We start from the raw sequence: 23,315 nt of genomic DNA on the forward strand, positions 1-23,315 counted from the left end.
TTTTTTACCGCAGAGTTTCGCAGAGTAAACCACAGAGTTTCTCAGAGTTTAATTAGTTTTTAGGAGTTTTGCCACCTCTGGTGGCTGGAGGTTGAATGCGATTAAAGTCTGATTGTTAGCCATTTAGTATTCATTTAATGCGCCTCTGAGTACTCCTAGCCACCGAAGGTGGCCTAAACTCTGAGAAACTCTGTGGTTTACTCTGCGAAACTCTGCGGTAAAAAAATGTGGTGGATGAATAGCTTTTAAAAAAATAACTAATTGATAATCAAAAAAATAAATTAAAAACTACCTTGGCTATTAAGTAATGAAATTGCTATTCCGCAAACGAAATCTGCCCGAGTTCCCGCATTTTGAGTTCCAGACGAAGCAAGGCATTGTTGGGATCCGAACCAAAAATGGAATACACCACTGTGCCGTCCTTGTCCACTAAAATCCAGTGTGGGGTTCCTCCGGCACCGTAATTCAAAAACGTAGTGTCGTAATTTTTGTCTTTGAAAAAAGGGAAACGGATTGCGAATTCCTCCTGTGTTTTGGCAAATTTTTCAGTAGAAATATCCAGGGACTCAAAATTGGTGTGGATGCCCAATACCTGAATTTGATCGCCCAATTCGTACACCATCCGATTGGCGTAGGGAATGGCACGCCCCAAACAACCCGGACAACCGAGGCTGAAAAACAAGATCAGCAGGGGCTTACCCAAAAATGCTTCCTGCTGAGGAGGCTCTTCCTCAAAAATCTTTTCCAGCGACCAATCGGGCAGCGGTGCCCCAACGCGGAGTAAACTTAGATCTAATCGATTGTGCATGCATTAATAACGTTTTGGCGGGCTGGAGGTTGCTGAAGAGGGGGAGAAACTGAGTTTTTGGGGAAGCCAGAGGCGGTTTATTCCATTTTGGGGGCAAAACGGGGAGGGTGATTGTTAATCCATGCACGATTTGAAACCCCGCCCCGAAAGTTTCAGACTTTCGGGGCGGTCGAGCAAAGCACGGGTTCGCTGCTTTACCTCCCAGAAGGTTTCAAACCTTCAGGGAGGGGTTCTAGATTTGTGCACAGGGTCTAGATTTTCAAATTGCATTAATTCTGTTGCAGGCCTGATCAAAATAAGCCAGGATTTTTTGCATGTACTCCTCCCGGTGTTCCGACTTCATGATGCTGGCGTGTTGGGCATTTTCAACTTCCCAAAACTCGGCGGGCACTGGGCAATTTTGCTGGAATCTTCTGCCCATTTCAGGCGGCGTCCAGGTATCCGCCTGGGAATAAATGAACAGAATGGAGTCCAGATTTTGGGCTTCCTTGATCCGCTCCACCATAGTGATTTTTCGTTTGTAGCGGGGCATGAGGAGGTTCATCAGTTTCAACACGCGGTAGGCGAAAGGGAAATTGATCCAAAATTCATCAAGGGTAGTGGAGGCACTTTCGATGATGGCAAAATTGTATTGGTGCCCAGGGTCGGCAAAAGCGATGGTGGCCCATTGTCCACCCAAGGAAATGCCGTGGTAGCCGATGGGCAAATCAGGTGTCAGTTCTTTGGCCTTGGTACTGATGGCCACAATGTCGTCAAAATAGGAAAAATTGCCGTGGGTACTTTCTCCAAATCCATTGATGTCGAAGACCAAAACATTGTACGCGTTGCTCCTCAACAATTCCGTGTAGCCATTTTTGATGAAATAACCTTTGGCTTCTTTGCCCATCGGGTGCCCTAGTACGATGGTGGCTTTGGCGGGTTGTGAGTGCGCTGGCGCAAAAAGGCCAAAGAGGGTTCCGCCGGATTTACTCGTGGTTTGGATGGGCTGCCATTCTTTTTGCTCGGCCTTAGAGAGTGGGTTTCTCCACTTCACCATAAAATTGCCGAAGAATGGCTTTTTCAGGAGTTTGTAGATGTACATGGTTTGAGGTTTTCGGGTGGTGTGGTGTTTGGTCGGATTGTGAAGGGAGAAAGATAAAAAATGTGGTTGAAAACAAAAGTTGATATTGCTGCTGAAGTAGGTTATTTTTGTTGATAGAATTGATTGTCGATGATTGCTCCTGAAAGTCCACGCAAAAGATTGCCCAGAATTCCAGCAAAAAGGATTCCAGCTGCCTTGATTTATGAGATCATGGACGGCAAGCCTGTTTATTACAAAGGGTATCGTGAGGTTTTAAATAATGAAAAAACGTTGGAAGAAGTTATGGGTGCAAGTACACTACAAGGTTTTATCGTTGCATAAATTTTAAAAACCTTGTACAGAAATCTTGATGATAAGCTCTACAATATTCTGACCAACGAACAAGGCCTACACCTGAATCGAAAGAATAACTTATCTGCAGATATTGCGATTTACGAAAAAACAAAGCTTTCTGTCGCTCAAGCTGACAAGCATTACGCAACACTACCACCAAAAATCCAAATCGAAGTAGACATCAATGCCGATATGGATGAGGAACTTTCCGAAACCAGCTACATCCAGCAAAAAACGGACAAACTCCTGGCCTTTGGCGTTGAAAAAGTGATTTGGGTGCTTTCAGATAGCAAAAAAGTCATTGTGGCTACACCTCATGACAATTGGCAGATGATTGATTGGCACAAGGAAATTGAGGTTGTGGATGGAGTTGGGTTTTGTATTGGGGGATATTTGAAGGAGGAGGGGTCGGAGTTTGCGTAGGGGTACCTTATTTAGGGACCAAGAAGCATCATTTAATTATTTTTTACTTCACATTGATAGGGTTACAAAAAATGTACTTTAAAATAAACTTTGAGTCCTTTGAAGCAAAGCACGGATTCGAGATTCCGCTGAGTTTTAAATTACTGAATAATGCAGCTATACTTAGCTCAATTTCGGTAACTGTATTTGATGAAATTATAGATCACCATTTTCAGCTTAGCACCATCAAACTTAACTGTAATCCTGAATTTGCTCCTCAAGGCATTGTTATTGATACTTTTTCACCTGATAATAAATTACTTGAACACTGGGAAAACCACATTCTCGGAGATGCTTTATGGGGCAGCCATAAATTATTACCATTTGCCCATTTAGCAGTACCAGCTCACACCAAGCTATTTTTGGGTGTTTCAGACGAAAATTATGGAAAGATATTTGTCAACTCAAATGACGAAATGATTTATAAATCAGGAAACAACATCTACGAATTGTATCCTGATTACTTGAGTTTTCTAGGAAGTTGTGAAAATCAGATGAATGAGGATAGGGTAATACAAATTGCTGGTAATTCTGACAATTTATATAGATGCTGGGGTGAAGACTTTTGGAGAATAAAAAGGTGATTATATGATTCTCGTTGATGCTGATAACGATGTTCTTTTTCTCTTTCCTCCCCCCGCCGAACGTTTTCCCCCATTTTACTGTTCTATGGCATTGAAACCATACCTTTTATTAACTTTGCACCCAAAAGCCAGCCAGGCTTTGAAAAATAGCGATTGATGTTTCCCGAATACGATGTGATAGTAGTGGGGGCGGGCCATGCCGGTTGTGAAGCCGCGGTGGCCGCAGCAAATTTGGGCTCCAAAGTGTGCCTCGTGACGATGAACATGCAAACCATCGCCCAAATGTCGTGCAATCCAGCCATGGGCGGGGTAGCCAAAGGGCAAATTGTGCGGGAAATCGACGCTTTGGGGGGCTATTCCGGGATTGTAACCGATCATACCATGGTGCAATTCCGCATGCTCAATCGCTCCAAAGGCCCGGCCATGTGGAGCCCGCGGGCACAAAGCGACCGCATGTTGTTCGCGCGCAAGTGGCGGAATATGCTGGAAGCACATCCCAATGTAGATTTTTGGCAAGACATGGTCAAAGGGCTGGTCATTCGCGGCGGCATTGTACGCGGCGTAGTTACCAGCATGGGCCTCGAAATACCCGCCAAAGCGGTGGTACTCACCAATGGCACCTTCCTCAATGGCATCATCCACATTGGTGAAAAACAACTCGGTGGTGGCCGTTCAGGTGAAAGTGCCGCCAAAGGCATCACCGAACAGTTGGTCGAACTGGGTTTTGAAGCTGGCCGAATGAAAACGGGCACTCCCCCCCGCGTAGACGGCCGCACGCTCAACTACGATGTGATGGAAGTGCAACCCGGCGACGAACAACCCAGCAAATTCTCCTACACCGATACGCCGCCGATCACCAAACAATTGCCTTGCCACGTGACCTACACCAGTCCGGAGGTACACGAAATGTTGAAAACGGGTTTTGACCGCTCGCCGATGTTCAACGGGCGCATTCAGGGCTTGGGGCCACGGTATTGCCCTTCGATTGAAGACAAAATCAACCGTTTTTCCGACAAAGATCGGCACCAGTTGTTTGTGGAACCCGAAGGTTGGGATACTTGCGAAATATACGTCAACGGCTTTTCTTCTTCCTTGCCGGAAGATGTGCAATACAAGGCACTGCGCCTGATTCCGGGTTTTGAAAACGCCAAAATGTTTCGGCCTGGCTATGCCATTGAATACGATTATTTTCCACCCACCCAGCTGGAATTGACGCTGGAAACACGTTTGGTGAAAAACCTGTTTTTTGCCGGACAAATCAACGGCACCACGGGGTACGAAGAGGCCGCTTGCCAGGGCATGATGGCGGGTTTCAACGCCCATTTGGCCATCCGGGAAGAGGAGCCGCTGATCATCAAACGTTCGGAGGGGTACATCGGCGTACTCATCGACGACCTGGTGAACAAAGGCACTCAGGAGCCCTACCGCATGTTTACTTCCCGGGCAGAATACCGCATTTTGCTGCGTCAGGACAACGCTGATTTGCGCCTGACTCCCTTGGCACACAAACTGGGAGTAATCGGTTCCGAAGAGCGCATGGAAAAGGTGTGCAGCAAAGAAGCGGCAGCTCAGAGGATTCAGCGCTTTTTGGAAGAATACAGCATTGCGCCGGAGCAAATCAACCAATATCTGGAATCGAAGGAAAGTTCGGCTACCCGCCAAAAGGTGAAACTGGCCACCATTCTGCTGCGTCCCAACATTGGTTTAGACGAATTGCGCAACGTGGTGCCCGATCTGGATCAGTTTCTGCAAGGCCAGGACCAGGAAAACATTGAACTGGCCGAAATCAACATGAAATACGAAGGCTACATCCGCAAGGAACAAGAGCTGGTGGATAAAATGAATCGTTTGGAGGAAGTGAAATTGTGGGAGACCCTGGATTACCACACTTTGCCGTCCTTGTCTAAAGAGGCCCGGGAAAAATTGACGCGCATGCGCCCGCGTACGATCGGGCAGGCCAGCCGGATCAGCGGGATTACGCCGTCGGATATTTCTGTATTGTTGGTGCACATGGGGCGCTGACGCCTAATTTTATCGCCCTAATATCAAAAATTTCTTCACAAAAAAATACCGTTATGTATCCAATGCTTGTACACTCCCATTCTGGTTTGCGCTGGGTGGTTTTATTGTTGTTGTTGGCCGCCATTTTTAATGCCGGAACCAAGATGGGAGGCAAAGCCAGCTATACCGATAAAGACAAAAAACTGGGTTTGTTTGCCTTGATTTTCAGCCACGTCCAATTGGTGATCGGGATCGCACTTTACTTCATCAGCCCCAAGGTGCAGGCTTTCCGTTTTTTCAGAATGGAGCATTTGGCGATGATGATTATTGCTATTGCGCTGGTCACCATCGGTTACAGCCGCGCCAAGCGCAAGGCGGATGATGCCGGCAAGTTCAAAACTACTTTCTGGTTTTATTTGATTGCGTTGCTGGCGATTTTGGCGGGTATTCCATGGCCGTTTATGGGTTATGGCAGTGGCTGGTTTTAAAGCTACCGCATGAAAGCTTAGGAACGGAAGCCAGGGCATTTTGGACTAAACACCAAAATGCCCTGGCTCGTTTTTTGTACAATGGTCAACTTTTTTTTGATCCCACCTGTTTAAAAATATGCTATCTTGGCGAACAAAAACAGCAAATAAATCTTGATGAAGCATTTCGTCGCCATCTTCTTCTTCACCATTATGATTCTCAATGCAATGCTACCCTTGGTGGAGCAGTTGCAAACTAAGAATTCGTACGAATTGGCCGAAGTTGGAGGAGATGACACAGACGATGAAAACAAGAGCGAAAAAGAAAGTGAAAAGGAAGGTGAAAAAGAGAGTGAAAAAGAACAATTAGAGAAAAAAACAATCTCTCTACCTGCCTATTTGTTGGTTAGACACGAGGAATACCAACTCCAACAGTTCAATAGATCGATTTTTCCTTTAAACGAATTGCCTGAATCAGCACTTTACACCTCACAGCTTGAATTACCTCCCGAGGCATAAGTTACGCCTCGATTTCCATTTATAAAGTCTATCGGTTTCATCTAAAATTCCTATTGGGATGGCATCCTAACCATCAGGGGTTTCAAACGTGCATTGCACGTCAAATTTTGCTTGCAACATGAGTAACAGATCAACGTATTTTAGAACGGATATCCTGTCCGGAGCAGTTGTATTTTTAGTTGCCCTGCCTTTGTGTTTGGGCATTGCTCTGGCTAGTGGCGCTCCACTTTTTGCGGGCATCATAGCTGGTGTCATTGGTGGTATTGTTGTAGGTATCCTCAGCAAATCCCAATTGAGTGTTTCCGGACCGGCTGCAGGGCTTACTGCCATTATTTTGGCGGCAATCGGGACTTTAGGCTCCTATCAAACCTTCCTGGTGGCGGTGGTTTTGGCGGGGGGCATTCAAATTGTATTGGGCTTGGTTAAGGCGGGCACCATTTCCAATTACTTCCCCTCCAATGTTATTGAAGGGATGTTAACGGCAATTGGCATCATCATCATCCTCAAGCAAGTACCCCACGCCATTGGATACGATGTAGACAACGAAGGGGACTTCTTTTTCATCGAAAAAAATACCGGGCACAATACCTTTTCAGCCCTGATTGATGCAGTCAACTATTCACACCTGGGAGCAATCACCATTACATTGGTATCCCTGGCTATTCTGATTGCCTTTAATAAGGTCGCTTTTTTGAAAAAACTAAAGGTAGTTCCAGGAGCGCTCGTTGTCGTTATAGTCGGGGTTTTGATCAATGAGTTTTTTAAATTATCTGGTTCCAGCCTGGTCATCAGCCAAGAGCACCTGGTCAGTTTGCCTGTACCCAAATCGTTTAATGATTTTACGGGTCAATTCTCACTGCCCAATTTTGCGGAAATTACCCGGCCCGACGTGTGGGTGGTTGCACTAACCATCGCAGTGGTGGCAAGTATTGAAACCCTCTTGTGCATTGAAGCATCTGATAAACTTGACCCCCTGAAACGGTACACAGATACCAACAGAGAATTATTGGCTCAGGGTACTGGCAACATCCTAAGTGGCCTATTGGGCGGTTTGCCCATGACTTCAGTGATCGTGCGTACTTCGGCCAATATCAACTCTGGCGGACGCACTAAAACTGCTACCATCGCCCATGGCATCCTGCTTTTACTGGCGGTTGTAAGCATTCCAGCCATCCTCAACAAAATTCCACTGGCCTGTTTGGCCGCGGTGTTGCTGATGATCGGGTATAAGTTAGCCAGCCCTGCTGTGTTTAAACACATGTGGAAGAGTGGCAAATACCAGTTCATTCCTTTCATCATCACGGTGGTGGCCGTGGTTTTTACCGATTTGTTGGAAGGGGTAGCAATAGGTTTGGTCGTCAGTGTGTTCTTCATTTTGAGAGCTAACCTGAAATTGGCTTATTTTTTCAAAAAAGAAGAGTACCACGAAGGCGAAGTCATCACCATCAAACTGGCTCAGGAAGTCTCTTTTTTGAACAAAGCGGCCATCAAACAAACCCTCAACCATTTACCTGCTCAAAGTAAAGTGGTAATTGATGCAACCGATACTTTTTACATTGACCATGATGTAGTTCAGCTCATCAAGGATTTTTTGAACATCGGCTCTAGGGATAAAGACATCCGGGTATCATTGGTCGGGTTCAAAGATGAATACACCATGGAATTTTCGTCCCACGTTTCGTCCAACTAAAAAAATGAAAAGACACATGAAAGCGCATACATCAGTAACTCAATCTTCAATCACTCCGACACAGGCTATTGAGTTTTTAAGGGAGGGGAATGAACGATTTGTCAACAACTTAAAAGCAAACCGCGATTTGCTTCAGCAAGCCAACGAAACCCGGGATGGGCAATGGCCTTTTGCGGTGATCCTGAGCTGTATCGACAGTCGGACCTCGGCTGAGTTGATCTTTGATCAGGGTTTAGGCGATATTTTTTCGATTCGAATTGCAGGGAATGTAGTCAATACCGACATCATCGGCAGTTTGGAGTTCGCCTGCAAAGTTGCGGGTTCAAAACTGATCGTCGTATTGGGCCATAGCAAATGTGGAGCCATTAAAGGCGCTTGTGATCACGTGGAAATGGGCAACTTGACGGAACTTTTGTCCAAAATCCAGCCCGCCGTTTATGAGGAAGATGCTACCAGCGACAAAGCCAAGCGGAATTCCAAAAACCCGGAGTTTGTGGAAAATGTGGCCACCATCAACATTCGCCGTTCGGTCAAAGCGATCGTCAACCGCAGCTACATATTGGAGCAAATGATTGAAGCGGGGGAGATTGCGATCATTGGGGCCAAGCACGATCTGGATACAGGGCAAGTGGAATTTTTGGAAGATACCTTGATTTCTTGCAAAACCGACGTCATGGCTCAAATGGCCTGAGGTATGCCCTTCTTTAATAAGGCTGTTTTATGTTATTTTAATAAAAAATCCGGCAGTCCGACTTCTGGTCGACTGCCGGTTTTTAATTTTTCTGCGTCCCTAATTCATAAAAGCTGCATTGAAACTTCCAAAATCTCCAGTTCCTTTCCAATCGATAACCTGACCAGCTTCATTGAACGTCCAGACAAAAGAAGCCTTTACACTGAAAGATTTTCCGGTGCTGCTATTCATACCATCGTGTTGTACGTCGTTGATGACCTGATTGCCTTCCTCCTTAAAATTTGAGGGCTGGAAATTTATGGTTTGGGTTGTGCTACCTAGGGCCATGAAAAACTGCAGTACGCCATCCTTCCCCTTAAAGGTACCTCCGGAAGGGGCCACTTGGGGGTCGGCGCCATTGAAAAAAGTAACGTTGTCGGCCAATTGGGTCAGGATTCCGGGTACATCACCTTGAGCGAAACAGGAGTAGATGTGTTGTACGGTTGCGAGATTCTTTGACATGATTGTTGATTTAGGTGTTGATCTTTGATGAAGCAAAGGTCAGCCTAAATACCAGGCACCGCAATCCGCTGAATTAGGGAATTTGTAATCCCTGAAAAAGGGGAGATCTATTCTTGTTCGGTTAAAAAGTTAATGTTTTCCTCCAGCTGCGCTAACAAATCCCCAAACAATCTACGATTTACCAACTTGGTAAACCACCAAAACAGGGGCGTCACCACCACCATCCCCAACAAGAGTGGAAGCATAAAGCTCTGGGTTTGTAGAATATCTACGATCCCCCGATCCGGGCGGACCAGCATGTAAAAAAAGCCCAGCGCAAAGGACATGGGATAAATGAACCAGCCGAGAATGGCATCAATACGGATGTTGTTGTTGACAATTTTGTGATAAGCTTGTAAGGTGTGCAACAAATCACCATCCATGACCACAGCCTTTTGTTGCAAGTGCCATAACTGCCACCCACTAAAAAGTAGTGCCAGGCTGTAATACAGCAAAATGCAGAGGGCAATTGGCAGCTTTTCAGGCGCATTCCAATTGTACCACATAAACCCCAGGGCCAGCAGCAGATAAACAATGACTGCATAAAGCCTGAATCGAATGACCCGCTTAACCCCGGCAAGGGGGGCACGCGAGCCATGTTGCAAGGCCTCCAAAATTTCAATTTCTGAAAGAGGAGGCGCGGCCAGATTGGTTTCCTGCAATTTGTTCCATTCCTGCTGCAAATCCATAGTACCTTATATTTTGGTGCTTGACCAGTTTTTTAAACGTTGCACTACGTTTTGTTTCGCACGGTGCAGACGCACGGTAGTGTTGTTTTTATTCAGCCCGGTTACCTCGGCAATTTCCTCATTGTCGTACCCATCCAGGTGGAGGGTAATGATCACGCGGTCAATTTCATTCAGTTGTTTGATCGCCAGCCACAACAATTCACTGTCTTCGGGGCTGTGCCGGAGAGGTTCTGAAGCCCGGTCATATTGGCTGTTCAATTCGCTGGTTGGTATTCGCTGCCTGCGGCGAAAAGTAAGCACAGTATTGAGGCTGATGCGGTACAACCAGGTGGAAAAAGCAGCCTCCCCTTTGAAACCTGCATAGGATTTCCAGGCCTGCAGCAAGACTTCCTGATACAGGTCGCGCCGATCCTCAGGGTGATCCACATACAAGTGAATGACCTTATGAATGATCCCCGCGTTTTGTTGCACCAATTGGACAAACTCTTTTTCCACGCAAAAAAATTAAGCCTGGGCTGAAATATTTTAAATGAAATCGAGACAAGTTAATGAGTTGTCAATGAAAGTAAAAAATTACGACAACTGCCAATTTTTTGCGCGATTTGCAGTATCATTGAGCGTTAAATGCCAGAACCTATGCTCTTGAATTACATCCACTGGACGGCTTCTCCAGAAATTGTTTCGATCGGCCCTATTACCCTACGTTGGTATGGATTGCTTTTTGCCTCCGGCTTTTTGCTCGGCTTATTCATTGTTCGCAAAATGTTTATAGCGGAAAAAGCTCCGGAAGAATGGCTGGACAAAGCTTTTGTGTATGTAGTGGTAGGCGCAGTAGTGGGTGCTCGCCTGGGCCATGTCTTTTTTTACGATTGGCCTTATTATAGCCAACATTTGAGTGAGATTCCACAGGTATGGAAAGGTGGCTTGGCCAGCCATGGCGGTGCGATCGGGGTGATTTTGGCACTCTGGATTTTTTCCAAAAGGGTATCCAAAAAATCGGTATTGTGGATTTTGGACAAAGTAGTCGTACCCACTGCGCTGGCAGGTTGTTTCATTCGTCTGGGCAACTTAATGAACTCTGAAATCCTGGGTAACCCAACCACTGCTAGCTGGGGATTTATCTTCGAAAAGGTAGATGGGCCCAATGGCTTGCCCCGGCACCCTGTACAATTGTATGAGTCATTGAGCTATTTGATCAGTTTTGTTGTTCTGTATTATACGTACTGGCGCACCGAAAAACGCCACAAACCGGGCTACATGTTCGGCTTGTTCATGATTTTTATCTGGGGCATCCGCTTCATCATGGAGTTTTTCAAAACCAGCCAGGGCGGCTTTGAAACCGCATTTAATAATGTTTTGTCTACTGGCCAGTTGCTCAGTATCCCCTTCGTGTTGATCGGGGTATACTTTGTGCTCAGGCCGGTAAAGGCGGCGTAATTGCGGATTGCAGATTTCGGGTAGTATTTTGCGCTAACCGAAATCTGCAATCCGAAATCATCAAGATGAAGGACGTTCAAATTCTTCGCGTGTTTTTCCTGGGGGTGATGGCCATCATCGGGATCTTGTCTTTACAGACATATTGGGTGGTCAATACCTGGAACATCAACGAAGAAGAATTCAATGGGCAAGTTCATCGGGCTCTGTATCGCGTAGCCCACGCTATTGCTGATACCAACGACATTATTCTGCCTGCCAGTAACCTCATCAAGCAACGCAGCGGCAATTATTATATCGTCAATACTGAAACCGAGATCAATCCTTCTTTGCTGGAATTTTACTTGCAAAAAGAACTGGAGAAACAACAATTGCGCATTGATTTTGAATACGCAGTTTTTGATTGCAGCAATCGCCAGATGGTGTACGGCAACTATTGCGCCTATGGACAGGATTGTAAATCTTCAAAGGCCGTACAACAGAATTTACCTTTCGATCACGAGTTTACCTATTACTTCGGCGTCCGTTTTCCTACCCGCAACAATTTCCTGTTTGGGAAAATGCAGATTGCATTGATCATGACGGGGATTTTGTTCATTACCGTCCTGTTTTTTGCGTATTCCTTGTGGGTGATTTTTCGGCAAAAACGCTTTTCGGAAATGCAGAAGGATTTCATCAACAATATGACGCACGAGTTCAAAACGCCCCTTTCCACCATTCAAATTGCTGCCGACGTTTTTCTCAAACACGAAGAAGTTCAAAAAGACCAGCGCCTGGTTCAATATGCGGGTATCATTAAGGAGCAAAACTCCCGCCTCAACCAACAGGTAGAGCGGGTACTGGACATTGCCCGTTTTGAAAAAGACAATTTTGACCTGCACCAGGAATGGCTGGATTTGCCGGATTTGATCCAGACCGTTTGTGGTAGTGTTCGTTTGCGCATACAGGAGCGAGGCGGCACTTTGACCTTGAATTTGGATCAAAACCTGGAATTCATCTGGGCGGATCGTTTCCATTTGACCAATCTGCTGCACAGTTTGCTCGACAATGCCATCAAATACAGCAAGGAGGCGCCACAAATTGAGTTGTCCCTGCAAAGTTTGGGGGCATCTACTATGCAGCTCAAAATACAAGACCACGGCATTGGTATCGCCAAGGAGTACCAGGCCAAGATCTTCGAAAAATTCTATCGCGTCCCTACCGGGAACGTACATAACGTCAAAGGATTTGGATTGGGTTTGTACTATGTGCAACGCATCTGTTTTGCCCATGGTTGGAAAATCCGTTTGCAAAGTGATGCAGGAGAAGGCACCTGTATGGCCATCCAAATCCCCAGAACCCATCCCAAAAACACACCCGTTTATGAAAGCGCACCTGCTGTACGTTGAAGACGACGCCAGTTTGAGTTTTGTGACTCGCGACAACCTGGAAATGAACGGGTACAAAATTACCTGCTGCATGGATGGCCGAGAGGCTATGGAAGTGGTTAAAAATGAACGTTTTGACCTTTGTATCCTGGACGTGATGCTGCCCGAAGTGGATGGTTTTACCATCGCGAAAGAGATCCGCAAATACGACGCTGAAGTGCCTATCCTGTTCCTGAGTGCCAAATCCCTCAAAGAAGACCGCATCGAAGGCCTCCGCATTGGTGGCGATGACTACCTGACCAAACCCTTTAGCATCGAAGAACTGCTGCTGAAAGTGGAAATATTCCTGCGCCGCCGGCATATGGTGGCACCACAAATGCCCAAGCTGATCCGCATCGGGCAATACCTCTTTGACTATACCAACCTGACCCTGGAACAAAACGGAGAACTGCGCCGCCTCACCCAACGCGAAGCCGACTTATTGCGCTACCTGATGAGCAATCGGGGCCAGGTCATCCGCCGTTCGGCCATCCTGGAACAGATCTGGGGCGAAGACGATTATTTTTTGGGGCGAAGCCTGGATGTGTTTATTTCCCGCTTGCGGAAGTACTTGCAAAAGGACGAGGGGATCAAAATTGAGAATGTGCATGGAATTGGGTTTCAGTTTGTGTGCCCGGAGTAACTTTTCCCAGAAAACCGTAACTTACCCAAAATCCTCTATCATGTCGCAACTCCACTACCGCAACTGCAACCTTTGCGAAGCCATGTGTGGCCTTGAGATCAAACTCGAAAATGGCCAGATTACCAGCATTGCTGGCGACAAAAACGACCCCTTCAGCCGTGGCCACATTTGCCCCAAGGCGGTTGCCCTCAAAGACATTTACGAAGACCCCAATCGGCTCAAAACGCCGATGAAAAGAACCCCTCAGGGCTGGCAGGCCATTTCCTGGCCAGAGGCGATGGATGCCGTAGTGGAAGGCATTCAATCCATTCAACAAAAATATGGCAACAATGCCGTGGCGCTCTACCAGGGCAACCCTTCCATCCACAACCTGGGTACCACCATGAACTCCCCGGCTTTTGCCAAATCCTTGCGCAGCAAAAACTTGTACTCCGCTACCTCCACCGACCAACTGCCTCATCATTATGCCTCCTGGCAACTGTTTGGGCATCCTTTGTTGATTCCCATCCCAGACATTGACCATACCCAGTTTATGCTGATCATCGGCGGGAATCCTATTGCTTCCAATGGCAGCATGATGACTGTGCCCGATGTAGCGCATCGCCTTAAGGCCATTCAAAAGCGTGGCGGTAAAGTAGTCGTCATTGATCCTCGCTACACCGAAACGGCGGAAATAGCCGATGTGCATCATTTCATCAAACCCAATGCCGATGTGTTGTTGCTGCTGGCCATGATCCAGGTTTTGTTTGCGGAGCAAAAGGTAAACTTGAAGCAACTCGCCGACTTTACCGATGGCGTCGCCGAGGTACAGGAAGCTTGTGCAGCATATACCCCCGAGCATGTGGCCACGGCCACCGGAATTCCTGCGGAAGCAATCCGGCAACTGGCCCTTGATTTTGCAGCAGCGGAAAGCGCCGTCTGTTATGGCCGGGTCGGGGTATCGACTCAAGTATATGGTGGGCTTTGTCAATGGCTGATCAATGTGTTGAACATCCTCACGGGTAATCTGGATCGGGTAGGCGGGGCCTTGTTCACCAAACCCGCTGTAGACTTCATCGCCCGTGGTAAATACGAGCAACGTTTCGCGCGTTGGCATTCCCGCGTGAGGGGCTTGCCCGAGGCATTGGGTGAATTACCCGTTGCTGCCCTGGCCGAAGAAATGTTAACTCCCGGGGAGGGGCAAATTCGCGCACTGATCACCAGCTGTGGCAACCCAGTATTGTCTACGCCCAATGGAACCCAATTGGAAAAAGCACTGGCTGGTCTGGATTTTATGGTCAGCATCGATATTTACGTCAATGAAACCAGTCGCCATGCGCACATTATTTTGCCTCCGGCCACGGGCCTGGAAGTGCCGCATTACGACTTGACATTCCACGTGCTGGCGGTGCGCAATACAGCGAAGTATTCCCCAGCCTTGTTTGAAAAAAGTCCGGATGCCCGGCATGATTACGAGATTTACCAGGAATTGGCGCATCGACTGAGCGGCAATCCAGAGCCTTTTCAAGCCGAGCCACCCGAAGAAAAACTGAATCTTGGTTTGATGTTTGGCCCCTATGGACTTTCGTTGGAACAACTGATCGCTAACCCACATGGGCTTGATTTGGGGCCGCTGGAGCCCTGTTTGCCCCAACGGTTGTTTATTCCAGGAAAACGAATTCCCCTGGCACCAGCAGATTTGGTTAAAGATTTGCAACGTGTCGAGGCCTTGTTGAACGATATCCAGGCTGTTACCGATTTCCCCTTTTTGCTCATCGGTAGGCGGCACCTGCGCGACAACAACTCCTGGATGCACAATGCCGAACGCCTCATGCGAGGTCGCAACCGCTGTACCTTACAAATGCACCCACAGGATGCAGCGCAGCTCCATTTACAAGATCATCAGGTAGTCAAAGTGAGCTCCCGGGTGGGTGAAATTGAATTGCCTTTGGAGGTCAGTACCTCCATCATGCCCGGGGTGGTCAGTATGCCACATGGTTATGGACATGCCAGACAGGGGGTACAACTCGATGTAGCCAAACAATACGCCGGAGCCAGCATCAATGACCTTACTGATGAATATGTCCTGGATGAGTTAACCGGAAATTCGGCCTTTAGTGGAGCAAAAGTCAGGGTGACCAGCCATTAAACTTTTTATTCTTTCAATTGTATCCATAGATTAGACTTCATGAGCAGAATATTCTTAGCACATAAAGCCTAATTACGACTGTAGTCGTTCGAGCATAGAAACCTGATAGGCATGAAAATCGGCATTGTATGCTATCCCACATATGGCGGTAGCGGTGTATTGGCAACTGAACTAGGTCTAGCACTGGCCAGAAACGGACACGAAATCCATTTTATTACGTATAAACGCCCAGCCCGGCTTACCCATTTTCACGAAAATGTATACTTCCACGAAGTGGATACCGAGCAATACCCTCTTTTTGAATATACCCCCTACGATACGGCGCTGACCAGCAAACTTGTGGATGTGGTACAGCACGAAAGTTTGGACATTCTGCATGTCCATTACGCCATTCCCCACGCCGCAGTAGCCTACATGGCCAAAAAAATCCTCTTGACCCAAGGGCGTTACATTCCGGTGGTGACCACCTTGCACGGTACAGACATCACCCTGGTGGGCAAAGACAAATCCTTTGCACCCGTGGTAGAATTTTCGATCAACAAATCGGATGGCGTAACTGCCGTATCCAATAGCCTCCGCCAACAAACCTACGACACCTTCCATTTGACCCGGGAAATTGAAGTGATTTACAACTTTATTGATTTTTCCCGCTTCCGCAAAAGCAACAAAGACCATTTCAAAAAAGCCATTGCGCCTAAAGGGGAACGCATCCTCATCCATGTATCCAATTTCCGCAAAGTAAAACGCATCAACGATGTAGTGCAGGTCTTCCATCGTGTCAATCAGCAGATGCCTTCCAAGTTGTTGTTTATTGGCGACGGCCCAGAGCGGCGCGCTGCCGAAGACCTCTGCCGGGAACTCGACCTTATTGACGACGTCCGTTTCCTGGGCAAACAGGATGCAATTGAAGAACTCATGGCCGTAGCAGATGTATTCATCATGCCTTCGGAAAGTGAAAGTTTTGGTTTGGCTGCATTGGAAGCCATGGCCTGCGAAGTTCCGGTGATTTCAACCAATGCTGGTGGCTTGCGGGAGGTGAACATTCACGGGGTCACAGGCTTTTTGAGCGATGTTGGGGATGTGGACGACATGGCTAAAAATGCGATTATCATCCTGAGCGACGACGAAGTGCTGGCCGAATTCAGGGCCAATGCCCTGGCTCAAGCCAAACGGTTTGACATTGAGGAAATTCTGCCCCTTTATGAGGCTTATTATGAATCTATTCTCAAGGCGGCAGTGTATTAAGGGGAGTTTAATTTCCTCGATGGATACAATCAATCATGAGTATTTTGGTTTTGAACAAAGGTTGGTTGGCAACGGTGCAAGACCTGGGGCGTCCAGGTTATGCCCAATACGGCATCAACCGCTCAGGTGCGATGGATCCTTTGGCTTTACAAGTGGGCAATTATCTTGTAGGTAACGAAGGGCCAGAAGCTGCACTGGAAATTTGTTTTCCCGCTTCAGGATTTTTATTCCTTGAACCCACTTTAATGGTTTTGGCAGGTGCCGATTTTGGAGCCAGCATTTCTGGGAAAGCAATAAGACCTTACCAACCCGTTCGGGTAGCCGCAGGAGCGGAATTGCATTTCCAGCACAAACATTGGGGGCAATACGCCTACCTATGTGTGCAAGGTGGATTTGACCTGAAGCCCTGGTTGAACAGCCAAAGCACCAATCACAAAGCGATTCAGGGCGGTTGGCAAGGCAGAGGCCTGCAAAAAGGAGATGTTTTGCCCTTAAAAAGAACAAAATCAGCTCCCAGGGAGGGAACAAAAATAAGCAGCTACTATGCTGATTTGGCTCCATTTTACGACTCAAAAGCCATTCGTTTTATTCCCGGTCAACATTTTGAAGTCCTGACTCAATCTAGCCAGGCGCAGTTATCAACCCAAAATTGGAAAATCACTCCAGCCAGCGACCGGATGGGTTATCGCCTCGCAGGAGAAAAACTTGAATTAGAACAAGAGGAATCCCTGCTATCGGCAGGACTAAGCCGGGGTAGTATTCAGTTGCCACCCAATGGCCAACCCATTGTATTGATGGCGGATCACCAAACTACGGGCGGTTATCCGATTTTGGGGCAGGTGATTCAGGCCGATTGGCCCAAATTGGCCCAAAAAGGAGCAGGGCAAAATGTTTACTTTCAACCAACAACTTTAGCTGATGCTGCACATGCCCTTAAGCAGCAACTCAGAGGTATGAATCGTTTAAAAATAACCTTAAAATTTTCGCACCAGAGGTAATTGTACCACCCTATCCGAATCATCCTCCAAACGGGCAAGATCGCTTGGACTTAGTTCTAAATCCATCTTGAGTTTTACCGGATTGGGATGTTGCAATGCCAAAATGACCAAACCAATTCCCGCGATCCCTAGGAGCACGGTGTTGCCCGTGAGCATGTAAAAAACAACAGCCACCAAAGCCGCTCCTTCAATCAACGCAAAACGAATGATAGAAGCTGAGCGATAGGTGTTCAATTTGTCACTCAAGCTGGTTTGCTGCTTTGCAGCCTGGACCCGCAGCCCAAAAAGCCAATAACTGACCCCCACCGCAATGGCCAAATAAGCCGCAGTAATGTTGACGAACAAGGGGCCATTTTCATTGGGCTTGAAATCTGGTGCAGGGATCAAAACGAAATGGACCACCAGGCCAAAAACAATAACAGCTACCATCATGGATAAATGCAGGATGCGCAGGATGAAAAAATATTGCTTGAAGTTTTGTTGAGTAGTTGACATTTGAAAATGGTTTTATTTCTTGCTTCCATCACTAAAAATTACTTCTTTCACCACGACCCAGGCCTTATCTGCACAGTTTTTCCCATACTCAGCGGGGATAGGCAAGGTAAGGGTTTGATTGGCATCTGGAGCGAGACTAAGGCTGACTTTTTTTTCAAAATGGCAATTGGGTGAAAGTTCATCACTATTGAAGCTAAAATCTACGGCAAGGGTTGCCGAACTGATGCTTTTAGTGTCGTAATTGCGAAGCGTAACGCGAAGGATAGGATTAAAATTGGCATCAAATTGTTTTTTTGCGGACAGCACAGTCAATCCATCCAAAGGGCCATCCGCAGCGTTGTTTGATGCTTCAGGCTTGTTTATGCGTGGCCCATCCTCCTCTTTTGCTTCGTTCAGTTCATCTTTTAATGCTTCTTTGACTCGACGCAGGCTGTCTACCTCGCGTTGTAGTTTTTCAGTTTCTGGATCGAGTGCATTGGTATTGTTTCCGTTGGGTTGACAAGACAGTATACTCATCAACAGAATTGTAAGGAAGGAAGGTATCATCAAGGGCTTAAACATGACGCACAATTTTGTCACAAGATAAGAAGCCTTGAACCTTGATCAAAGGTTATCAGCGGATAATGCTGCGTGCAGGGTGATAATCGGGCTGTAAAATACATTCTTCCTTACGGCCACGTATTTTTAGCCGTAGGGTTTCGCCTCGATTGGCCTTGGCACGGATGTAAGTTTTGATGGCACACCAGTCGCCCAGGCTTTCTACAGCCTGACCATCCACTTTTTCTACCACTTCACCCAGGGTAAGGCCCAATCTGGCTACATTTTCACAGGCACTTAATCGCACTAGCCGTTGCTGGCCTTCTACGGGGTAAAACACTACCCCATAATCCTTTTCTTCCCGGATGGAGCTCAATAATTTATTGGGACTTAGGATGTATTCCTTGGCATCCGAATTGATGATGAGATTGAATTGGTGCAAGTAGCCCAAACCCAGGCGGGCGTACTCCACATCACGTTGTAATTCAATGCGCGGCGAATTGGTGATCTGATATTTGTCGTAGCCAAATTTAAAAGGCCGATTAAGCGTATAAAAAGTATCTACAGCGTTTAGTCCGAACAGTGCCAGGCTAGAGGCGCCCACGTTCATTTGAGCCGGTAAGCCTGCAAAAATTGGGGTGAATGCTTCCTTGTTCAATTCCAGTTCCCCACTTGAGCCCAGGTCAATGTGTACCCAAAAAGGAACTCCTTCGTACTTGAATTCAATGAAATGGCGGTTGCTGCGGCTCACGGTGTAAGCACAACGCAAACCCGCATCGATGAAAGGGCGGGAAGAAAACTGGAGGCTCTTTTGTTCAAAATTAATTTTCCAATTGGCTTTGTTGATGACGGAACTACCGATAAAACCGTCTACTTTTTGGCAAGCAGGTAAACCATCGGTGTCAATGATGGCCACCCGGGTATCTTTAAAGCTGACCTCTGCGATTTGGATCAAACCCGCGCTGCCCATTTGCCCTTGAGCTTCGGCTTCATTGGCATCGGCAAGGGTAATACTGGAATCGGCTACAATGCCACAACGGGCGGCGAAATCATTATCCAATCCAGTGATCGTGAACCCATTGTCAAAGATAAAGGTGCCTTCAATGCCATTGATTTTGGCTTTGAAATAAATGTGATTTTGCTGAAAATCGAAGCTGGTTTCGCTGAGAAACTGTTCAGGTTCCACCGTCCCAAGGTTTGCTTGCACTTGGGCCAGGACACAAAAGGGTATGCTGAGGATTACCCACAGCAAAAAATGGCGTAACTCTTTCCACATCATAAAGCCAATTTTGAAGAATAGATGCAGTAAAGGAGTGTTTTGGTGGGTAGAAAGGTTGTTTTACTGCAAACCCTAAAGAATTTGATTGTTTCGGGTTCGAATTTAAGATGTATGATTCCTTTTTTCCAAATCGTGGTAGTTTGCTACCATTTTATTTTCTGACTCCGCCCATCCAGAATCTCCCAAAACTCCTATCTTGCTCACCATTATTCACGCAAAATTCTTTCATCACATGAAACGTCGTGATTTCCTACATCAGATGACTTATACTGCGGCGGGTTTGGCCGTGCTGCCGCTGAGCAGCATGGATTTGGACAGCAGCAAAAAAATGTTTTTTGAAATTTCGCTGGCTGAGTGGTCGCTGCACAATGCCTTGTTCAAAAAAGAAATGACCAACCTGGACTTTCCAGTGATGGCCCGTAAAGAATTTGGCATTGGGGTTGTTGAATACGTCAACCAATTCTTTAAAGATAAAGCCAAAGATACCACTTACCTCAATGAGCTGCTGATGCGTTGCAAGGACAACGGCATCAAAAACCACCTCATCATGATCGATGGTGAAGGTAATCTGGGGGCAACCGATGCTGCCGAGCTTAGCAAAGCGGTAGACCAGCACAAACAATGGGTAGAATGTGCCAAATACCTGGGCTGCGCCACCATCCGCGTAAATGCTGCTGGCAAAGGGACGGCTGAAGAAGTAGGCAAAGCCGCTGTGGAAGGATTGAGCAAAATTGGTGAATTTGGCGCAAGTATGGGCATCAACGTCATCGTTGAAAACCACGGCGGTTACTCTTCCAATGGCAAATGGTTGTCCGGCGTGATGAAGCAGGTCAACATGAAAAATGTTGGCACACTGCCCGATTTTGGCAACTTCTGCATTACCCGCAAACAAGGTTCCTGGGAGTGTACTGAGGAATACGATCGCTACATAGGCGTGGAAGAATTGATGCCTTTTGCCAAAGGCGTGAGCGCCAAAACCCACGACTTTGATGCCTCCGGCAATGAAACCCATACCGACTATGTGAAAATGATGAAAATCGTGAAAAAAGCGAAGTTCAAAGGTTATGTCGGTATCGAGTATGAAGGACAAAAAACGCCTGAAAAAGAAGGAATTAAATTGACCAAAGCCCTGCTGGAAAAGGTGGGCAAGATGATATAATACAAAATTGAACCACCTTAGAAACCTTAGGCACTCTAGCATCACCCAAGAGTTAAAATACCTGAGGTGATGCTAGAGTACCTAAGGTTTCTAAGGTGGTTCAAAATAAACAACCCATGAATTTCGATCAAATCGACGCCTTTATCGCCGCCGGGCTCAAAGAAGATGTTGGCACTGGCGATGTCACTTGCCTCGCCTGCATTCCTGCCACTGCCCGCAACCGCGCTCGCTTGCTCGTCAAAGACGAAGGTGTCCTCGCCGGAGTAGCCATTGCCGAGCGCATCTTCAAAACCCTGGACCCTACTGCCCAGTTTGAAAAAATCCTCGACGACGGAGCCAATATCAAATATGGCGACGTAGCTTTCTTTGTGGAATGCCACTCCCAGGCCCTGCTCCAAGGCGAACGCCTTACCCTCAATACCATGCAGCGCATGAGCGGCATTGCCACCATCAGCAAACAATACCACGATGCCGTAGCCGACTTACCCGTCAAAATCCTGGATACCCGCAAAACCACGCCTTTGATCCGCTTTTTGGAAAAATGGGCCGTACGCATCGGAGGCTGCCACAATTACCGCGACGGGCTATACGATTGGTTCATGATCAAGGACAACCATACCGATGCCTGTAGCAGCATTCAAGCAGCCATTGAACGAGTACATGCTTATCAACAAGAAAAAGGGCTGAACCTCAACGTGACGGTAGAAGTACGCAACTTGGAGGAGCTTCAGCAAGTGCTGGACACAGGAAAAGTTACCCGCATCATGCTGGACAATTTCCAACTGGAGACCATGCGTGAAGCTGTAAAAATAGTGGGCAAGCGTTTCGAGACCGAGGCTTCGGGCGGAGTAACTCTGGACACACTTCGTGCAATTGCACTCACAGGTGTAGATTACATTTCGGTAGGTGCACTGACGCACTCCGCCCAAAGTCTGGATCTGAGTTTAAAGGTGTTGAAAGACTAGTGGTTTTCGGAAGGATCTGTTACCATGATCAGATCGGCGAAGAAGATTTTATTTTGTCTTTTATCGAAGCTATTAAGGCAGGAGAAGGTTTTCGTCGGTCTATTTTTGTCTTTATAAATTCTCTGAAAGTCTGCTCTTCTTTTAAAATATGCATGAATGCCGGGTTTGTCTGAATCTCGCGCAGGAGATCTCGGCTTTCTTTGTCACTGAGTTCGTTGTCCAGGAATAACCCCACCTTTTTAATGAACTCATCATTGGTGATCGGACTCTTTACCATAGCCTTGTTTTTTTGTGGTGGCCTATCTCTTGATTTTACTCTCGAGTATAGACCCTCCGGTAGCATTTAATTAAGGTTAACAAAACACCTTGGCTTTAGCCTCGGATAACAATTAGTCAAGTTTTCACTCTTCAACCCAACCCATGGCTTTAGCCCTGGGAGGGCACCCCAAAAACCAACCCATGGCTTTAGCCTTGGGTTTTTTAGCCGTAGGCTAAAAAAAAAGGCCCCTTCTTCGCACCGTCCCAGGTATAGAGCAGAAGAAAAGGCCTGCTCCCAGCCGAAGCTGGGCTTATCGATTATCTTTGAAACCCATGGACTGGGCATACAATTGCAAATCTTCTTTGACGGCATTCCGCGCCCGGTTCAACCGCGAACGCACCGTTCCGATGGGAATATCCAAAATTTTGGAAATTTCTTCGTAAGAAAAATCTTCCACATCGCTCAACAGCAATACTTCCCGAAAGTTCATCGAGAGTTTGTTGATGGCCATCGTGACTTCGTCACCCATTGCTGACTCGTAGTTCTCCACGGCCAAACCCGCATGTGCGCTGCTGTAAGGCGTGTTTTCACGATTTTGATAGGCGATGACCTCATCCAACTCTTTCATCGCAGGGCCGCGGCTTTTGCGGCGATAGTCGTTGATGAAGGTGTTTTTCAGGATTTTGAACAGCCATGCTTTAGCGTTGGTCCCTTCGATGTATTTGTCGATGGCCTTGTACGCTTTCATGTACGTTTCCTGCACCAAATCTTCAGCATCCTGCTGATTGTAGGTCAGATGGTAAGCAAAAGTAAGCAGCGCCTCCGCCTGAGGCAGCAACTCCTCCTCCAGGATACGATCGTAATTCATGCTTTGCGTTGCTTGTGCTACCATAAAGTTAGGA

26 protein-coding genes are annotated in these 23,315 nt (G+C 47.0%); 16 read left to right on the plus strand and 10 right to left on the minus strand.

Annotated features, from left to right (window positions below; all coding sequences use genetic code 11):
• Positions 1–316: 316 nt before the first annotated feature.
• On the minus strand, positions 317–808 hold the full coding sequence (locus tag SFV55_RS15600) for a TlpA disulfide reductase family protein (RefSeq protein ID WP_320030452.1): 492 nt from the start codon (positions 806–808) through the stop codon (positions 317–319).
• A 259-nt stretch (positions 809–1,067) separates the two neighbouring features.
• A complete protein-coding gene (locus tag SFV55_RS15605) occupies positions 1,068–1,889 on the minus strand; it encodes an alpha/beta hydrolase (protein WP_320030453.1) in 822 nt (273 codons plus the stop codon).
• A gap of 129 nt (positions 1,890–2,018) precedes the next feature.
• Between SFV55_RS15605 and SFV55_RS15610 the strand changes: the two genes are divergently transcribed.
• From SFV55_RS15610 to SFV55_RS15645, 8 genes are all read left to right on the plus strand, one after another.
• Positions 2,019–2,210, plus strand: a complete 192-nt coding sequence (locus SFV55_RS15610; RefSeq protein ID WP_320030454.1) for a hypothetical protein — start codon at positions 2,019–2,021, stop codon at positions 2,208–2,210.
• 12 nt (positions 2,211–2,222) lie between these two features.
• Positions 2,223–2,645: a hypothetical protein gene (locus SFV55_RS15615; RefSeq protein ID WP_320030455.1), complete on the plus strand. Its 423-nt coding sequence runs from the start codon at positions 2,223–2,225 to the stop codon at positions 2,643–2,645.
• 71 nt (positions 2,646–2,716) lie between these two features.
• A complete protein-coding gene (locus tag SFV55_RS15620) occupies positions 2,717–3,268 on the plus strand; it encodes a hypothetical protein (RefSeq protein ID WP_320030456.1) in 552 nt (183 codons plus the stop codon).
• Positions 3,269–3,424: 156 nt separating this feature from the next.
• A complete protein-coding gene (gene mnmG, locus SFV55_RS15625; protein ID WP_320030457.1) occupies positions 3,425–5,290 on the plus strand; it encodes a tRNA uridine-5-carboxymethylaminomethyl(34) synthesis enzyme MnmG in 1,866 nt (621 codons plus the stop codon).
• A gap of 53 nt (positions 5,291–5,343) precedes the next feature.
• Positions 5,344–5,757: a cytochrome B gene (locus tag SFV55_RS15630; protein ID WP_320030458.1), complete on the plus strand. Its 414-nt coding sequence runs from the start codon at positions 5,344–5,346 to the stop codon at positions 5,755–5,757.
• 156 nt (positions 5,758–5,913) lie between these two features.
• Positions 5,914–6,255, plus strand: coding sequence for a hypothetical protein (locus tag SFV55_RS15635; protein WP_320030459.1), 342 nt, complete (start codon positions 5,914–5,916; stop codon positions 6,253–6,255).
• 118 nt (positions 6,256–6,373) lie between these two features.
• Positions 6,374–7,945: a SulP family inorganic anion transporter gene (locus SFV55_RS15640; protein ID WP_320030460.1), complete on the plus strand. Its 1,572-nt coding sequence runs from the start codon at positions 6,374–6,376 to the stop codon at positions 7,943–7,945.
• 16 nt (positions 7,946–7,961) lie between these two features.
• Positions 7,962–8,636: a carbonic anhydrase family protein gene (locus SFV55_RS15645; protein ID WP_320030461.1), complete on the plus strand. Its 675-nt coding sequence runs from the start codon at positions 7,962–7,964 to the stop codon at positions 8,634–8,636.
• 99 nt (positions 8,637–8,735) lie between these two features.
• Here the strand turns inward: SFV55_RS15645 and SFV55_RS15650 are convergent, their stop codons facing one another.
• From SFV55_RS15650 to SFV55_RS15660, 3 genes are all read right to left on the minus strand, one after another.
• The gene (locus SFV55_RS15650; RefSeq protein ID WP_320030462.1) at positions 8,736–9,137 is read right to left on the minus strand and encodes a nuclear transport factor 2 family protein; all 402 of its coding nucleotides are present in this window, start codon (positions 9,135–9,137) and stop codon (positions 8,736–8,738) included.
• Between the two features lie 107 nt (positions 9,138–9,244).
• The gene (locus SFV55_RS15655; RefSeq protein ID WP_320030463.1) at positions 9,245–9,865 is read right to left on the minus strand and encodes a hypothetical protein; all 621 of its coding nucleotides are present in this window, start codon (positions 9,863–9,865) and stop codon (positions 9,245–9,247) included.
• Between the two features lie 6 nt (positions 9,866–9,871).
• The gene (locus tag SFV55_RS15660) at positions 9,872–10,360 is read right to left on the minus strand and encodes a sigma-70 family RNA polymerase sigma factor (protein ID WP_320030464.1); all 489 of its coding nucleotides are present in this window, start codon (positions 10,358–10,360) and stop codon (positions 9,872–9,874) included.
• A 141-nt stretch (positions 10,361–10,501) separates the two neighbouring features.
• On the opposite strand from SFV55_RS15660, the gene lgt reads away from it, so the two are divergent.
• The 6 genes from lgt (at position 10,502) to SFV55_RS15690 (ending at position 17,719) form a co-directional block, all read left to right on the plus strand.
• A complete protein-coding gene (lgt, locus tag SFV55_RS15665) occupies positions 10,502–11,302 on the plus strand; it encodes a prolipoprotein diacylglyceryl transferase (RefSeq protein ID WP_320030465.1) in 801 nt (266 codons plus the stop codon).
• 65 nt (positions 11,303–11,367) lie between these two features.
• Positions 11,368–12,687, plus strand: a complete 1,320-nt coding sequence (locus SFV55_RS15670; RefSeq protein ID WP_320030466.1) for a HAMP domain-containing sensor histidine kinase — start codon at positions 11,368–11,370, stop codon at positions 12,685–12,687.
• Positions 12,662–13,348, plus strand: a complete 687-nt coding sequence (locus SFV55_RS15675; RefSeq protein ID WP_320030467.1) for a response regulator transcription factor — start codon at positions 12,662–12,664, stop codon at positions 13,346–13,348. Before SFV55_RS15670 ends, SFV55_RS15675 begins: the two co-directional genes overlap by 26 nt.
• A gap of 40 nt (positions 13,349–13,388) precedes the next feature.
• The gene (locus SFV55_RS15680) at positions 13,389–15,476 is read left to right on the plus strand and encodes a molybdopterin-dependent oxidoreductase (protein ID WP_320030468.1); all 2,088 of its coding nucleotides are present in this window, start codon (positions 13,389–13,391) and stop codon (positions 15,474–15,476) included.
• 111 nt (positions 15,477–15,587) lie between these two features.
• Positions 15,588–16,721: an N-acetyl-alpha-D-glucosaminyl L-malate synthase BshA gene (bshA, locus tag SFV55_RS15685; protein WP_320030469.1), complete on the plus strand. Its 1,134-nt coding sequence runs from the start codon at positions 15,588–15,590 to the stop codon at positions 16,719–16,721.
• A 35-nt stretch (positions 16,722–16,756) separates the two neighbouring features.
• Positions 16,757–17,719, plus strand: a complete 963-nt coding sequence (locus SFV55_RS15690) for a biotin-dependent carboxyltransferase family protein (RefSeq protein ID WP_320030470.1) — start codon at positions 16,757–16,759, stop codon at positions 17,717–17,719.
• Here SFV55_RS15690 and SFV55_RS15695 read toward each other — a convergent pair.
• From SFV55_RS15695 to SFV55_RS15705, 3 genes are read right to left on the minus strand one after another with little or no spacing between them, the layout of a single operon-like run.
• A complete protein-coding gene (locus tag SFV55_RS15695; protein ID WP_320030471.1) occupies positions 17,696–18,214 on the minus strand; it encodes a hypothetical protein in 519 nt (172 codons plus the stop codon). The two genes, SFV55_RS15690 and SFV55_RS15695, sit on opposite strands and share 24 nt — an antisense overlap.
• A gap of 12 nt (positions 18,215–18,226) precedes the next feature.
• On the minus strand, positions 18,227–18,775 hold the full coding sequence (locus SFV55_RS15700) for a hypothetical protein (RefSeq protein ID WP_320030472.1): 549 nt from the start codon (positions 18,773–18,775) through the stop codon (positions 18,227–18,229).
• A 52-nt stretch (positions 18,776–18,827) separates the two neighbouring features.
• Positions 18,828–20,030: a retropepsin-like aspartic protease gene (locus SFV55_RS15705; RefSeq protein ID WP_320030473.1), complete on the minus strand. Its 1,203-nt coding sequence runs from the start codon at positions 20,028–20,030 to the stop codon at positions 18,828–18,830.
• A 232-nt stretch (positions 20,031–20,262) separates the two neighbouring features.
• Here SFV55_RS15705 and SFV55_RS15710 point away from each other — a divergent pair, with 232 nt between their 5' ends.
• Both SFV55_RS15710 and nadC read left to right on the plus strand, forming a co-directional pair.
• Complete coding sequence (locus SFV55_RS15710) at positions 20,263–21,189, plus strand: sugar phosphate isomerase/epimerase family protein (RefSeq protein WP_320030474.1); 927 nt, start codon at positions 20,263–20,265, stop codon at positions 21,187–21,189.
• Positions 21,190–21,305: 116 nt separating this feature from the next.
• Positions 21,306–22,154: a carboxylating nicotinate-nucleotide diphosphorylase gene (gene nadC / locus SFV55_RS15715; protein ID WP_320030475.1), complete on the plus strand. Its 849-nt coding sequence runs from the start codon at positions 21,306–21,308 to the stop codon at positions 22,152–22,154.
• A 28-nt stretch (positions 22,155–22,182) separates the two neighbouring features.
• On the opposite strand, the gene SFV55_RS15720 is transcribed toward nadC, so the two are convergent.
• Together SFV55_RS15720 and SFV55_RS15725 are read right to left on the minus strand one after the other, a co-directional pair.
• Complete coding sequence (locus SFV55_RS15720) at positions 22,183–22,431, minus strand: hypothetical protein (protein ID WP_320030476.1); 249 nt, start codon at positions 22,429–22,431, stop codon at positions 22,183–22,185.
• Between the two features lie 292 nt (positions 22,432–22,723).
• Positions 22,724–23,305, minus strand: a complete 582-nt coding sequence (locus SFV55_RS15725) for a sigma-70 family RNA polymerase sigma factor (protein WP_413776711.1) — start codon at positions 23,303–23,305, stop codon at positions 22,724–22,726.
• Positions 23,306–23,315: the final 10 nt, after the last annotated feature.

This window comes from Haliscomenobacter sp., from assembly GCF_033763495.1.
Lineage (GTDB): Bacteria > Bacteroidota > Bacteroidia > Chitinophagales > Saprospiraceae > Haliscomenobacter.

Bases quoted from the DNA above. Each gene is read 5' to 3' on its own strand.
- SFV55_RS15600 (WP_320030452.1), bottom strand. From the start codon at position 808: ATGCACAATCGATTAGATCTAAGTTTACTCCGCGTTGGGGCACCGCTG.
- SFV55_RS15605 (WP_320030453.1), bottom strand. From the start codon at position 1,889: ATGTACATCTACAAACTCCTGAAAAAGCCATTCTTCGGCAATTTTATG.
- SFV55_RS15610 (WP_320030454.1), top strand. From the start codon at position 2,019: ATGATTGCTCCTGAAAGTCCACGCAAAAGATTGCCCAGAATTCCAGCA.
- SFV55_RS15620 (WP_320030456.1), top strand. From the start codon at position 2,717: ATGTACTTTAAAATAAACTTTGAGTCCTTTGAAGCAAAGCACGGATTC.
- mnmG (WP_320030457.1), top strand. From the start codon at position 3,425: ATGTTTCCCGAATACGATGTGATAGTAGTGGGGGCGGGCCATGCCGGT.
- SFV55_RS15630 (WP_320030458.1), top strand. From the start codon at position 5,344: ATGTATCCAATGCTTGTACACTCCCATTCTGGTTTGCGCTGGGTGGTT.
- SFV55_RS15635 (WP_320030459.1), top strand. From the start codon at position 5,914: ATGAAGCATTTCGTCGCCATCTTCTTCTTCACCATTATGATTCTCAAT.
- SFV55_RS15640 (WP_320030460.1), top strand. From the start codon at position 6,374: ATGAGTAACAGATCAACGTATTTTAGAACGGATATCCTGTCCGGAGCA.
- SFV55_RS15645 (WP_320030461.1), top strand. From the start codon at position 7,962: ATGAAAGCGCATACATCAGTAACTCAATCTTCAATCACTCCGACACAG.
- SFV55_RS15650 (WP_320030462.1), bottom strand. From the start codon at position 9,137: ATGTCAAAGAATCTCGCAACCGTACAACACATCTACTCCTGTTTCGCT.
- SFV55_RS15655 (WP_320030463.1), bottom strand. From the start codon at position 9,865: ATGGATTTGCAGCAGGAATGGAACAAATTGCAGGAAACCAATCTGGCC.
- lgt (WP_320030465.1), top strand. From the start codon at position 10,502: ATGCTCTTGAATTACATCCACTGGACGGCTTCTCCAGAAATTGTTTCG.
- SFV55_RS15670 (WP_320030466.1), top strand. From the start codon at position 11,368: ATGAAGGACGTTCAAATTCTTCGCGTGTTTTTCCTGGGGGTGATGGCC.
- SFV55_RS15675 (WP_320030467.1), top strand. From the start codon at position 12,662: ATGAAAGCGCACCTGCTGTACGTTGAAGACGACGCCAGTTTGAGTTTT.
- SFV55_RS15680 (WP_320030468.1), top strand. From the start codon at position 13,389: ATGTCGCAACTCCACTACCGCAACTGCAACCTTTGCGAAGCCATGTGT.
- bshA (WP_320030469.1), top strand. From the start codon at position 15,588: ATGAAAATCGGCATTGTATGCTATCCCACATATGGCGGTAGCGGTGTA.
- SFV55_RS15690 (WP_320030470.1), top strand. From the start codon at position 16,757: ATGAGTATTTTGGTTTTGAACAAAGGTTGGTTGGCAACGGTGCAAGAC.
- SFV55_RS15695 (WP_320030471.1), bottom strand. From the start codon at position 18,214: ATGTCAACTACTCAACAAAACTTCAAGCAATATTTTTTCATCCTGCGC.
- SFV55_RS15700 (WP_320030472.1), bottom strand. From the start codon at position 18,775: ATGTTTAAGCCCTTGATGATACCTTCCTTCCTTACAATTCTGTTGATG.
- SFV55_RS15705 (WP_320030473.1), bottom strand. From the start codon at position 20,030: ATGATGTGGAAAGAGTTACGCCATTTTTTGCTGTGGGTAATCCTCAGC.
- SFV55_RS15710 (WP_320030474.1), top strand. From the start codon at position 20,263: ATGAAACGTCGTGATTTCCTACATCAGATGACTTATACTGCGGCGGGT.
- nadC (WP_320030475.1), top strand. From the start codon at position 21,306: ATGAATTTCGATCAAATCGACGCCTTTATCGCCGCCGGGCTCAAAGAA.
- SFV55_RS15720 (WP_320030476.1), bottom strand. From the start codon at position 22,431: ATGGTAAAGAGTCCGATCACCAATGATGAGTTCATTAAAAAGGTGGGG.
- SFV55_RS15725 (WP_413776711.1), bottom strand. From the start codon at position 23,305: ATGGTAGCACAAGCAACGCAAAGCATGAATTACGATCGTATCCTGGAG.